Annotated in this window: 13 protein-coding genes; all 13 read right to left on the reverse strand. The window is 25.5% G+C overall.

The genetic code is table 11. From position 1 onward, the window contains the following. Positions 1-4: 4 nt before the first annotated feature. Complete coding sequence (smc, locus tag HF520_RS09365; protein ID WP_168573771.1) at positions 5-3,559, reverse strand: chromosome segregation protein SMC; 3,555 nt, start codon at positions 3,557-3,559, stop codon at positions 5-7. Between the two features lie 23 nt (positions 3,560-3,582). Next, positions 3,583-4,653, reverse strand: coding sequence for an elongator complex protein 3 (locus HF520_RS09370; protein ID WP_168573772.1), 1,071 nt, complete (start codon positions 4,651-4,653; stop codon positions 3,583-3,585). A 42-nt stretch (positions 4,654-4,695) separates the two neighbouring features. Then, the gene (gene rnc / locus HF520_RS09375) at positions 4,696-5,397 is read right to left on the reverse strand and encodes a ribonuclease III (protein WP_168573773.1); all 702 of its coding nucleotides are present in this window, start codon (positions 5,395-5,397) and stop codon (positions 4,696-4,698) included. A 146-nt stretch (positions 5,398-5,543) separates the two neighbouring features. After that, positions 5,544-5,984 carry a CD1247 N-terminal domain-containing protein gene (locus tag HF520_RS09380; RefSeq protein WP_168573774.1) on the reverse strand — a complete coding sequence of 147 codons (441 nt, stop codon included), beginning with the start codon at positions 5,982-5,984 and terminating at the stop codon, positions 5,544-5,546. An 84-nt stretch (positions 5,985-6,068) separates the two neighbouring features. Then, positions 6,069-6,626: an elongation factor P gene (gene efp, locus HF520_RS09385; protein ID WP_168573775.1), complete on the reverse strand. Its 558-nt coding sequence runs from the start codon at positions 6,624-6,626 to the stop codon at positions 6,069-6,071. Between the two features lie 215 nt (positions 6,627-6,841). Then, entirely contained in the window at positions 6,842-7,273 is a 432-nt protein-coding gene (gene aroQ, locus HF520_RS09390; RefSeq protein ID WP_168573776.1) for a type II 3-dehydroquinate dehydratase, read from the reverse strand. Positions 7,274-7,326: 53 nt separating this feature from the next. Then, a complete protein-coding gene (locus HF520_RS09395; RefSeq protein ID WP_168573777.1) occupies positions 7,327-7,833 on the reverse strand; it encodes a shikimate kinase in 507 nt (168 codons plus the stop codon). Continuing rightward, on the reverse strand, positions 7,834-8,385 hold the full coding sequence (locus tag HF520_RS09400) for a hypothetical protein (RefSeq protein WP_168573778.1): 552 nt from the start codon (positions 8,383-8,385) through the stop codon (positions 7,834-7,836). After that, entirely contained in the window at positions 8,375-8,725 is a 351-nt protein-coding gene (locus HF520_RS09405; protein ID WP_168573779.1) for a hypothetical protein, read from the reverse strand. The genes HF520_RS09400 and HF520_RS09405 overlap by 11 nt, the downstream gene beginning before the upstream one ends. Before the next feature lie 84 nt (positions 8,726-8,809). After that, positions 8,810-9,502, reverse strand: a complete 693-nt coding sequence (locus tag HF520_RS09410; RefSeq protein ID WP_168573780.1) for a hypothetical protein — start codon at positions 9,500-9,502, stop codon at positions 8,810-8,812. Then, positions 9,486-9,707: a hypothetical protein gene (locus tag HF520_RS09415; protein WP_168573781.1), complete on the reverse strand. Its 222-nt coding sequence runs from the start codon at positions 9,705-9,707 to the stop codon at positions 9,486-9,488. The genes HF520_RS09410 and HF520_RS09415 overlap by 17 nt, the downstream gene beginning before the upstream one ends. Positions 9,708-9,884: 177 nt before the next feature. Further along, positions 9,885-10,739, reverse strand: a complete 855-nt coding sequence (gene aroE / locus HF520_RS09420; RefSeq protein ID WP_168573782.1) for a shikimate dehydrogenase — start codon at positions 10,737-10,739, stop codon at positions 9,885-9,887. Between the two features lie 60 nt (positions 10,740-10,799). Beyond that, the gene (locus tag HF520_RS09425; protein WP_168573783.1) at positions 10,800-13,268 is read right to left on the reverse strand and encodes a sensor histidine kinase; all 2,469 of its coding nucleotides are present in this window, start codon (positions 13,266-13,268) and stop codon (positions 10,800-10,802) included. Positions 13,269-13,272: the final 4 nt, after the last annotated feature.

The following is a 13,272-nucleotide window of genomic DNA, read 5'->3' on the forward strand; positions in this document are numbered from 1 at the left end:
AAATTTATATAACATCTGTTAATTCTTCTGCTTCCTTTAATTTTAAACTTATAACTTTAGATATTGCCTTTTCCTGCATCGTTACACCATAAATATAATCAGCAGCTTCCATTGTACCTCTTCTATGAGTTACGGCTATGAATTGAGTATCTTTAGATAATTCTTTTAAGAAATCTCCAAATCTAGCTATATTAGCATCATCAAGTGGAGCTTCAATCTCATCTAATATGCAGAATGGAGTTGGCTTTGCAAGTAATATAGAAAATAATATACTAATTGCTGTTAATGCTTTCTCTCCTCCTGATAGTAAACTTAAGTTCTTCATCTTCTTACCTGGTGGTTGAGCCGTTATTTCTATATCACTTTCTAGAATATTATCTTTGTCTAGTATAGTAAGTATACCATTACCTCCACCAAATAATCTCTTATATACGAATTTAAAATTTTCATTTATTTCATTAAATTTAACTTCAAATTCAAGTTTCATATTCTCTTCTAAATCTGCTATAAGTTTTTCTATGACTTCTATAGACTCTTCTAAGTCTTGCTTTTGTTCTTTGTAGAAGTCATATCTCTCTTTTACTTCTTCATATTCTTTTATTGAGTCTATGTTTACATTACCTAAATTTCTTATTTCTCTTTTTAATCCTTCTAGTACTTTTTTATCTACAGTAACACTTTCATCTTTTAGCTCTATTGCTTGAATAAATGTTAGTTCATAACCTTCATATAATTTATTTATATAAGTTTCCTTTGAGGATTTTAATCTTTCTAACTTACCTTGTATTTTAAATAAACTTTCCTTTAAATCCATAAAAGTTCTATCTGAAGCCTTTAATTCCTTATGAAATTCCTCTAACTTTTGCTTTAATCCTTCTTTTAGAAGCTTTTTATTTTCTAAACTTTCATTGTTATGTGATAGTTGATTCGTTAGATTTTCCTTTTCATCTTTTTCAGATTTAATACTTTCTTTTAGCTCACCAATTTGATTTCCTTGTTCTTTTACAGAAATTTCAAGGGCTTTTATTATCTCTTCAGCTTCTTGATTTTCTTTGGATATTCTATCTATATCTTTCAATATACCTTGATGTATTTGCCTATACTTCACTAGATTTAAATTCAATTTATCAAATTCAGACTTATATTCTTCATACATATTACTGTTATTTTTTAATGCTTCTGTTAAGTAGTCTATTTGACTTTTATTTTCTTTATGTTTATTGTCTAAATTTAAAATCTCTTTATTAACATAGGTACTCTTTTCTATTGTTTCATCTAAGAAAGAACCTAACTCAGACTTTTCTCTTTCCAACTTTTCATTATTATCTTTTAACGACTTTATTTCATCATTAACTCTATTAATATTTGATTTTTTTATAATTATAGATTTTTCTATTTCAGAAATATTACTTTTAGTATTTTCTATATTTTCTTTCGTAGTATTTATTATTTTTCTGCACTCTTCTTTTTGGCTTACTAGGTTTTCAGTTTCTACTTTCATAGCATTTATTTTTTCACTATACTCTGCTATAAGTCTTTTCCTAGATAATATATTCCCATTAGTTCGCAAGCTTCCTCCAGTTAAGGAACCTCCTGGATTCAATATTTCACCATCTAGGGTAACTATCTTAAATTTATGATTTGTTTCTTTTGCAAACTTTATCCCTTCATCTATATTATCTATTATTATAGTTCTTCCTAGTATGTTTTCTAATATATTTCTATATTTTTCATCATAAGATATCAAATCACTTGCTATTCCAATAAATTTCGTATTTGCTCTAATATTTCTTAAATCTATCTTATTAGACTTAATTATATTAATAGGTAAAAAGGTAACTCTTCCCAAATTATTTTTCTTTAAATAATTTATTGCAAACTTAGCACTAATTTCATCTGAAGTAATTATATTTTGCATATACGCTCCAAGTGCTGATTCTATTGCTTTTTCATACTTTTCATCAACACTTACAACTTGTCCTAATGCTCCATAAATCCCTTTTAGATTTTTATTTTTTAAAACCTCTTTAACGCCTCTATTAAAACCTTCATAGTGATTTTCCATATCTATATATATATTTAGCTTTGAATTATAGTCATTTAAGCTAAATTTGTTCTTTTGTATTGCTTTATCTAGATTATTATCTTTTTCTATTGAACAGTTTAGTTCTCTGTTAAGAGCTTCTAACTTTAGTTTTAAATCCGTTATATTATCATTTTCTTGACTAAGACTCTTTTGAAAATTATTCAGCTCTTCATTTTTATATAATATTTTTTTATTAAGTTCATCGATATCACTATCTATTGAATATTTTCTAGAATTAATATTTTCTTTATTAGCATTAAGTGTAGAAAGCTTACTACTTGCATCTTGTTTTTTACTTAGTAAGTTTATGATATCGTCTTTTAAATCCTCTATCTTTTTATTTAAATCTTCTATAGTAGATTTTTTATCATTATTTTTTATTTCAATTTCTTTTAAGCTATCTTCTAAATTATTTATTTGCTTTTCTTTTTCGTCTTTTTGTTGATGTAAGCTTTGTATAGTTAACTTATCTTCACTTAACTTTTCTCTAATTTTACTTACTTCTCTATTTTTTCTTTCAATCTCACTATTAAAGTTCTTTATTCTTTCATTTATAAGATTAATTTCATAATCTTTTTGTGATATTACAGACTTTATAGAGTTTATATAGTCAATAGATTTATTTATGGTTTCATCCATATCTTCTATTTCTTTATTAGTTTGATTAAAATTATTTTCTATAGTAGCTTTTTCTTTTTCTACTTCTATAGATTGCTCTTCAAGTAAATTATTATGTTTATAAACCTCTTTTAATTCTAGCTCTAAAGCTTCAATTTCTTTTATATAACTATTTACTTCAATAGTTTTAAGCTTTTCTCTTAACTCTATATATTTTTTAGCCTTTGTTTGTTGATTAAAAAGCGGATTCAATTGATTTTCAATTTCTATATATATATCATTTATTCTTTCTAAGTTTTCTTTAGTATTTTTTAAATTTCTTTCAGCTTCTTGTTTTTTATATCTATACTTAGATATACCACAAGCTTCATCAAATACTTTCCTTCTATTTATAGGATTATTACTAAGAATTTCATCGACTTTTCCTTGTTCTATTATGGAATATCCATCCTTACCTATCCCTGTATCTAATAGAATTTCTTTTATATCTTTTAATCTACAATGTTTATTATTTAAAAAGAATTCACTCTCGCCACTTCTATAAACTCTTCTTTTTATTGTTATTTCACTAAACTCTAAATCTAACTGATTGTCACTATTATCTATAGTAAGTGCTACTTCACAGTAGTTCATAGGCTTTTTAGTGTCTGTTCCTGCAAAAATAACGTCTTCTAGCTTTTCACCTCTAAGACTTTTTACACTTTGCTCTCCCAATACCCATCTTACAGCATCAGAAATATTACTCTTTCCACTTCCATTAGGTCCTACAATTGCTGTAATACCTTCTTTAAATACTATATCTGTTTTTGTTGGAAAAGATTTAAACCCTTTCAATTCTAATCTTTTTAAGTACAAACCTATCTCTCCCTTCAATAAAACTAAAGGTTATAAATATTATATAAACTACTGTATATGTCATTCATAGTTATTTTTAGAGATTTATTATTATCTAATATAATCTCTAAACAGTTTATATCTATATCATCTTCTTTTGTCTTCAAATTAATTTTCATATTGTCTTTCATATATAAACTATTAGACTTTTTATTTCCTATAATTCTAGAAACATTTTTCTTATTAGTTTTTACAATTATATCTTCTTGAACATTGTCTTCTTTCGCTATATAAATTAAGTAATCCTTTATCATTTCACCTTCTGCTAATTCTCTAAAAGCAGGATGATGTGGTCCATCAACTACAGCTTTTCCAATTTGAATATCTTCCGTAGCTTGAAGACCAACTCTTATAACATTTATATTATTGACATAATATAAAGTTAAAAGTTTTTTAACTATTTGAATACATTTTTCTAAAGAAAAAGGTTTATATTCACCTTTATTTAATAAAACTTCAAGGCCTGTGTCTTTTACTACTAAAGTAGGATATATCCTTACACAATCTGGTTTAAGTTTTATAAATTGCCTTGCTGTATCTATACACTTTTCTTCAGTATCAGAAGGTAAACCTACCATCATTTGTAAACCTAATTTTATTCCGCTTTCTTTTATTAGCTTAGCACTTTTAATTACTTCTTCTGCATCATGACCTCTTACACTATCTATTAGTACATTTTCATCCATAGATTGAACTCCAAGTTCAATTATACTCACATTATATTTCTTTAATCTATTTAGAATATCTTCACTTATACAATCCGGTCTAGTAGACATTCTTATATCTTGAATTAATCCTTTTTCAACATACTCTTTAGCTACAGATAATAAATCATTTTGTATTTTCTCGTCTATTGCTGTAAAGCTACCTCCAAAAAATGCAACCTCTACACTTGCATCTTTATCTATAGTTGGTAAATATTCCTCTATAATCTTTCTAACATCTTTACTTGTAACATCTGTGCTAACTCCTGTAATTTTCTTTTGATTGCAAAATATACAATCATGAGGACAACCTCTGTGAGGCACAAATATAGGTATTATTCTTTTCTTCATTTTTATCATCCTTTACTTATTTATGGCATATTTAAATATACTTTATAAAATTTTATTTAACGCCACTCTTGCCGCAAATTGTTCTGCTTCCTTTTTACTTTTACCTTCACCAACACCTAATACATCTTTATTTATACCAACTTCCATAATGAATCTCTTATTATGATCTGGACCTTTTTCATCTATTAACTTATACCATATATTACTTTCTCCCTTACCTTGTAATACCTCTTGTAAGTGAGTTTTATAATCTCTAAATATTTTTCCTCTTCTTGCATCTAATATTATATCTTCCATATTAGTTAATATGAATTTTTTAGCATCTTCTATTGACCCATCCAGATATATAGCTGCTATAACAGCCTCAAAAGCATCTGCAAGAATAGATATTCTTTCTCTTCCTCCAGTTGCTTCTTCACCTTTTCCAAGCAACATATATTCTCCTAATTTTATATTATTTGCTACTTCACTTAAAGATTCCTCACAAACTATACTCGCTCTTAGTTTTGTAAGCTCACCTTCAGGTAATTCTTTTTCGTTCTTAAATAAGTAATCACTAACAACTATACTTAATACAGAGTCGCCTAAAAATTCTAATCTTTCATTGAAGTTATATCTTTTATTCTCATTAGAGTACGAACTATGAGTAAGAGCCTCAAGTATGTACTCCTTATTATTAAACTTATAGTCTATATTTTCCTCAAATTTACATATATTATCTAAAATTCTTTTACTTATTTTCATAATACGACCTCCGAGTTTATTATCTCTAGATTATAGTGTACTATTTTTTTTTAACTATTGCAAAACTAAAATTTTCTTTGTAACACGCAAAAACCTATGAAACTATATAGCCTCATAGGTAATTAATTTCATCTATTTATCATTTTTTATAAATCATCATCACAGTCACAAATTTCTGTACATTCTATATAGCTATCATCATCGTCAGAAGATAATATTATTGCTTGACAATTTGGACATATAACGTCTATGTCATCATTGTATAATAGATCTTCATCTATATCTACTAAATCACCACAGTTAGGGCACTCCATTTCTACATAGCTAAAGCTGTCATCACTTTCCTCATAGTCATCTTCTTCATCTTCATAAATATCATCTTCCATGTCTGCTAAATCTTCATCTATGGATTCTACATATTCTATAAGATCAGCTTGTTCTTCTTCTAAGTCTACTATTGCATCAGCAAAACTATCTAACACTTCTACTATTTTATGTATTATTTTTCCTTCTTTTGTTTCCTTACTTATCTCTAAACCTTCTGCAAGACCTTTTAGGTATGCTACTTCTTCATATAAGTATTTCATAATGGCCCTCTCTTTCTTTATATATATTAAAAGCTCATATATCTTTATTATTAAGATATATAAGCTTTTATATACATAAATTAATTAAACTCTAGATAAATATTCTCCAGTTCTTGTATCTATCTTGATTTTGTCTCCTTGGTTTATGAATAAAGGAACTTGAACAACTGCACCAGTTTCAACTGTAGCTGCTTTAGTTACGTTACTTGCAGTATCTCCTTTTATTCCTGGTTCTGTTTCAACAACTTCTAATTCTGCAAAGTTTGGAGCTTCAACTTGAAAAGCTTGCCCTTGGTAGAATCTTATTGTAGCTACTTCATTTTCTTTTAAGAATTTTATAGCATCTTCAACTTGTGTATAGTTTAATGGTATTTGGTCATATGTTTCTTCATCCATGAAGTAGTATAACTCACCATCATTGTATAAATATTGCATTTGTCTTGTTTCTATATGAGCTTTAGGGAATTTATCACTTGGGTTGAAAGCTTCTTCTCTTATTGCTCCTGTTTTTAAGTTTCTGTACTTAGTTCTTACGAAAGCTGCACCTTTACCTGGTTTAACGTGTTGGAAATCAACTATTAAACATGGTTGTCCATCTTTTTCGAAAGTAACACCTTTTCTAAAATCACTTGCTGATACCATTTTGGTCCCTCCATAAAAATAAATTTCTTGTATGAATATATTTGGGTGATGCTTAGATTTACTTATCTATCTATTATTATAAGCAAAAGTCTTATTTTAATCTTAGTTAAATAATTCTATAAAACCCTTTACTTATCTTATAATCACCTTACATTTTTCAATTATATATTCTATTGTAATCTTGTCAAGTTGTATTGGTATATATTGTATAATATTTACGATTTTATATTAAAAATTGCATTTATTGCTAATATATACCCATAAAATCCAAAACCAGATATTTGTCCTATACAAGCAGGTGCTGTAACACTTTTTTGTCTAAATTCCTCTCTTTGATGGATATTAGATATATGAACTTCAACAACCTTGGTTTTGATAGATTTTATGGCATCATGAATTGCATAACTATAATGTGTAAAAGCACCAGGATTAATTACAACACCATCAAATTCATCATTAGCTTTATGAAGCATATCTATAATAGCTCCTTCATAATTACTTTGAAAAAATTCAATATTAATATTTTTTTCACTAAATTCACTTTTTATGTACTTTTCTAAATCTTCTAATGTATCATTTCCATAAATAGATGGTTCTCTTTTCCCTAGCATATTTAAATTAGGTCCATTTATAACTATGACTTTCATGTTAGCCTCCTAACTTTGATTACTACTTTATCACTATATAATAATATCATATATTATCTTATATAAACAAGTATTTGGCTAACCACTTCGTTTATATTTTTGTTATTTATATCTATTTGTATATTTGAACACTCTTTATATTTATCATATCTTTCATCTAAAAGCTGATTTATCCTTATTTTTAAATTATCGCTATTTTTTAATAATGGTCTATTATCTATGCTATTAGATACATTTCTTAAAAGTGTATCTACGCTTCCATCTAAAAATATAACCTCTCTCTCATTTTTTAATATCTTTCTATTTTTATCTTTTTTTATTATTCCTCCACCTGTAGAGATAATTATGTTTTCTTGTAAAACAATTTTCTCCAATAATTCACTTTCTATTCTTCTAAATTCATCTTCACCATATTTATCGAAAATATCAACTATAGTCATATTTGCTATTTTTTCTATTTCAATATCCATATCTATAAAATTATAATTTAATTTATTAGCAAGCTCTTGCCCTATTGTTGTTTTACCTGCACCCATAAGTCCTATTAATATAACCTTCAACTAAATTCCCCTTTCAAAATTTCTTATATATACTTTAAATTTAGTTTCATATACTTCATTATTTTTACATAATCTAAGTTTCACATCAATAAATTTATCATCTTTATTACTAACATACATTCTTTCAACATAATCACCAATCTCATAACCGCCTATATCACTTTGATTATTAGCTTTTAGACTATTAATAAATAATTTTTTCTGATTATATTTATAGCTAATTTCTTTATTTTTAACACTAGAATTGCTATTTTCTAAATCGCTTTTATATCTACATTTTATTGACTTAGCACTTTTATATTCAATTCCGTCTTCCTTTATACTTTCTATATTATCATACTCTACTGATATTATACCTTTTGATTTTTCAATCAGAGATTTAATATGTTTACTCATTTCCAAACCTTGCTGTTGTAGTTCTACCTTATCTTCAATTGAAGCACTAACCTTTATGCTAAATATTAACAAAGAATATAATGTTAAAGTTAAAGTAGCTATTAAGGTTAATGATACAATACTCTCTAAAAGCAAATATCCCTTACTACTTTTCATATTGACCTTCCTTCAATAATACTCTACCACTTACAGGAACTACAGTTATTTCGTTATTATACTTTTTACTCATTATTTTTATAGTTCCACCTGTTGGATTTGGAATACCATCCCTTTTAAATCTAATCTTATCACTATACCAACTAGTTTTAACACTACTCGGAGGATGTATTTCTTTTACCTTAATCCCTTTATCCATCAAAATATAACTTCCTTTTCCCTTTACAATCTGTATATATGTATTCATATTTCCAAGCATATTATTAGCTCTTACATATCTTATATCACTGCATAATTGTTTTGCATATGAACTTATATCATATTTAGATGTATTAAGCATAGGTATACATATAGTACTAATTAGTACAATTATTCCAATAGTTATTACTAATTCTATTAAAGTTACACGCCTTCTCTTTTCATATTATAATTCTCCATAATTATATATAGTTATTAGTTTTTGTTTTTTTAAATCTTCTTTTGAATCAATTTCATGTAAATCATTATTATTATGTTTATTTAAGTCGTTATTTTTTATCATATTACCATCTTGTTCTCCTATATTATCTTCATTTAAAACTTCATTTCCTTCTAAATTCTCTTTATTTTCTGCATAGTTATTTCCTTTAGAGTCTTTATCTAAATAGTATTCTTCTAATTTTGCTTCTGACCATGGATTTTTAATTTGTATATTAACTTGAATATTTTTCTTATAATTGCCTTCATTTGATTTGACTAACAGGATAAATTCCAGCTTACTAGTTTCTTCTGGATTAGTTTTATTATTTAATTCTATATATAAATTGTTTAAGTTGCTATTTGAGATGTTCTTTGCATTATTAATAAAATTTTCGTAATCATCTTTTTTAAAATAATTTATAAATTCACTAGAGCTATTACAGTAGTCAATAGCGTTATAAACTTCTTTTTTCATATTTGCATAAACTATTTCTATTCCACTTAGTGCATTTTCTTTTAATTGTAAATTTTTATTTTCTAAGCCATAAATATTAATATTTGTATATGCAAGACCAATACATGCCATACATATGGTGCTTATTATAGAAAATACTATCAGTGCTATTATTAATATAGATCCATTATTCTTTCGCCACATAAGTGTTAACCTCCACTATATTATTATTTAAACTAACTTTAACGTTTAATTCATAGCACTGATAATACAGTTCATTTTTCTTTATTTTTGATTCTACTTTATACTTATCTATTTGCTTTTCTTCATAGAAATTAAAATTCTCATTATCTGAATACTTTATCATTTCCTTTTTTTCATTAATATAAGCTTCTGCTATATTTACCATTTCTATATTATGTTTATTTTTTGCAGTAAACTCATAACTACCTTGAAGTGTAATTGTTATAGTGTATGCCGCTAATATTAAAATCGATAAGCTTATTATGCATTCAATTAATGCAAATCCATTTTCTTTAGTAAGTAAATTTTTATTAATTTCAATTCATACCTTTCTTAGTAATATTTATTTTATACTATCTAGGTAAATATTTTTTATTACGTTGTAATCTTCTGCTGTAGGACTAATATCTGTCCATATATAAAATGCTTCCAACCCTTGATTGATTAACATTTCTATACCATAGATAACATTTAATCCATTTTTATTCGCCCACTTTATAAAATTAGTATCATGTGGTTTATAAACTATATCACAAACTAATAAATCTTCCTTTGGTACAATGTTCTCATCAATAGGACACTCATTATTTCCCATACCAATAGGTGTTGTATTTATTAGTATATCGATAGAGTCTAAATCTACTTTTCTTATTTCATCCGTTAAAAAACTAGCTTTTGTATTAAAATTATTATTAATTATTTTGATTATTTCTATAGCCTTTTCTGAACTACGATTTCTTATTTCTATAGATGATGCATTGTTTGAAGCTAGTTCAACAGCTATACTTCTACAAGCTCCCCCAGCTCCAATAATCATAATATTTTTATTTTCAATTTTATATCCTTTGTCTAATATAGATTTTACAAATCCTTTTCCATCTGTATTATATCCTTTTAATATTCCTCCTTCATTTTTTATAGTATTTACCGCTCCAATTAACTTTGCATTTTTATCAACTTCATCTAAAAATTGCATAACTTCTACCTTATGAGGTATTGTTATATTACACCCTTTCATATTCATAGATTTAATTCCTTCAACTGCATTTCCAAGCATATTAGGATTTACGTCAAAACATACATAAATAAAATTTTCATTGTATTTTTCAAATAAGTAATTATGTATACTAGGTGAAAAACTTTGCTTTATAGGGTGACCTAATAAACATATTGTTTTTGTATTTGAATTAATTTTCATATTACCTCCTACCATGATTTATTATCAATTTAGTTCTAAATTATACCATATTTTATAGTATTAAAAGCTGCACATTTTTTTGTACTCTGAGTAAATAAAACCTTCCTGTCTATTTATTGTATGATTCTTATATTTTTTAATTTCATAATCAGCTTTTATTTCTACTAAAATTTCTATACTGTTATCTGGACCAGCATTTATTATTAAGTTTCCTTCATATAGCTCTACAATTAATTTAGCTAAAGTTATACCCATATCTAATACTTTTCTCTCACTATAATTTGAATATTTTTTATACTCATAACCACCTATATTTTTTATAGACATAGATATATAATCTTTTCTACTACCTAGATTAAAATAAACGTTACTTTTATCCATAGAATATTTTACTACTATAGATAATAATATTAAAATTACTTTTTCTATGTCATCAGGATCAATATTAGCTATCTTTTCTTCATCATCGGTATCAAAGATTATATTAACGCCTTCATTCATAAATCTACTAAGCTCATCAACTATATTTTCTGAAATATCAACAATATTATAATAATCCTTTTGCACCTCATGGAAATCAGCCTGTAATTTAGCTAGTTCTATAATATTATCTATTAAACTCATTAGTATATTAACATGCTTTTTAACAACACCTATAGTTTCCAAAATATCAATTTTATTATTTCTCTTTAATTCTTCACTGTAAACCACATCTATGAGTTGATTGCTTGAATGTATAAGATTTAATGGTGTTTTCAGTTCATGAGACATATTTATAAAAAACTCAGTTTTAGATCTACTTAAATTTTCTTTTTCTTCGATTTCCCTTTCTATCATTTCAGCTTTTATTTGTTCCGTAATGTCTCTTACTATTCCTATCATCTTAATTTTCTTATTTATATCTAAAAGCATTCCTCCACATTCTATGTTGATTTCTTGACCCAAGTTATTAATTAATACATCTCTTTTATATTTAACATTATCATTAATATTACCTGAAGCAACAGCTATATTTTTACTTATATTATCAATATCAATATTTGAAAGCTCATTTGTACCAAGCATACTAAAGAATGCATTATTTGCATATTTAAGAACTCTATTTTCAAAGTTCATTACATATATTCCCTCAGGAATAATATTAACTAAAGATTCATATTTACGCTTACTGTACTCTAATAACTTTAATACATTCTTATAATTTGTTATATCTCTAATTACAAATAAGTTTCTAGGTTCTTCACCATCTATATATTTTATTTTTTCTATATTTAAGCAAACATCCATCCCATTATTATAAGTGTAATATAGCTCTTCAATTGGATACTTTCCTAAAATTATATTCTTTATATCATCTTTATTAAAGTCTATATATTGGTTTTTATCATTGTTATATAATATTTCATCTCTACTTGTAACCAAAACTGAGTAAGGAATATTATCTACTATTTTTTTATATTTCGTCGCATTATCTTTTATTTTCATCTCAATATTCTTTTTAGATGTTATATCCGTCATTATGCATATTACTCCATTTTTATCATTACTTAATTTAATCGGAGCTAATTTAGAGCTTAAAATCCTATTTTTGTTGTCTATAATTTCAAACTCTAACTCTCTACAATCTGTCTTAACTAGATTTATAGCAGCTTTAAATTCTTCACTATCTTTTATACTATTTTTACAAAAAAAGTCTAAGTTAATATTATATTTATAGTCTTCATATTCATTCCATAAGAAATAAAAGCTTTTATCTTCATTTGAAATATAATTTTCTTCGTCTATCATAAATATACACTTATTAAAATCTTTTAACATCAACTTTAATAAACTTTCTTTTTTATTTATCAGCTCGCTCATATCATTATTTAAACTTTTTTTCATGTTTAGCTTTTCGTTATGTATCTTTATATTTATATTGCTTCTATTAATTTTGCTGACAATATCTGTACTCTTTTTATAAGAATCCTTTACATATAAATTAAATACTCTTAGTAGCATATATATACTTAATATAACACCAAAAACAGAATTTATATTTGCTAACAATTCACTGCTTGATAATATTAAGTTCATGGATATTTCTCCAAAATATAAAAAATGAAGTATATATTTTATATGAAACTTATTTTTTAATATATATGTTGAAAGTAAGTACAAACTTGATATTAATATATATGATTCTATTATAGTAATATAAAGCTTATTTCCAATATGTATATCTATAAATAAGATGCTTATTACTGCTAAATAATTTAATGTCGATATTATTTTTCTATTTTTACACTCTATAAGCTCTATATCTACTAATGATATTAATAATATTAAATCACTTATTACACTAATATATTCATATATTCCATAATTATCAATATCTAAAATAAGTACTACCTTTAAATAAATTACAGTTAGCATCATTATAAACTGCATTGCTGACTTTTTACCTCTATTGCCTATTAAGTTGGTAGATACTATATATAAACCTGTAACAAGAATTGATACATTGACTATATCTAAATATTTATACATCTCA

Source organism: Romboutsia sp. CE17, assembly GCF_012317385.1.
Lineage (GTDB): Bacteria > Bacillota > Clostridia > Peptostreptococcales > Peptostreptococcaceae > Romboutsia_E.

Bases quoted from the DNA above. Each gene is read 5' to 3' on its own strand.
- HF520_RS09370 (WP_168573772.1), bottom strand. From the start codon at position 4,653: ATGAAGAAAAGAATAATACCTATATTTGTGCCTCACAGAGGTTGTCCT.
- rnc (WP_168573773.1), bottom strand. From the start codon at position 5,397: ATGAAAATAAGTAAAAGAATTTTAGATAATATATGTAAATTTGAGGAA.
- HF520_RS09380 (WP_168573774.1), bottom strand. From the start codon at position 5,984: ATGAAATACTTATATGAAGAAGTAGCATACCTAAAAGGTCTTGCAGAA.
- efp (WP_168573775.1), bottom strand. From the start codon at position 6,626: ATGGTATCAGCAAGTGATTTTAGAAAAGGTGTTACTTTCGAAAAAGAT.
- aroQ (WP_168573776.1), bottom strand. From the start codon at position 7,273: ATGAAAGTCATAGTTATAAATGGACCTAATTTAAATATGCTAGGGAAA.
- HF520_RS09400 (WP_168573778.1), bottom strand. From the start codon at position 8,385: ATGAAAAGTAGTAAGGGATATTTGCTTTTAGAGAGTATTGTATCATTA.
- HF520_RS09405 (WP_168573779.1), bottom strand. From the start codon at position 8,725: ATGCTTAATACATCTAAATATGATATAAGTTCATATGCAAAACAATTA.
- HF520_RS09410 (WP_168573780.1), bottom strand. From the start codon at position 9,502: ATGTGGCGAAAGAATAATGGATCTATATTAATAATAGCACTGATAGTA.
- HF520_RS09415 (WP_168573781.1), bottom strand. From the start codon at position 9,707: ATGGTAAATATAGCAGAAGCTTATATTAATGAAAAAAAGGAAATGATA.
- aroE (WP_168573782.1), bottom strand. From the start codon at position 10,739: ATGAAAATTAATTCAAATACAAAAACAATATGTTTATTAGGTCACCCT.
- HF520_RS09425 (WP_168573783.1), bottom strand. From the start codon at position 13,268: ATGTATAAATATTTAGATATAGTCAATGTATCAATTCTTGTTACAGGT.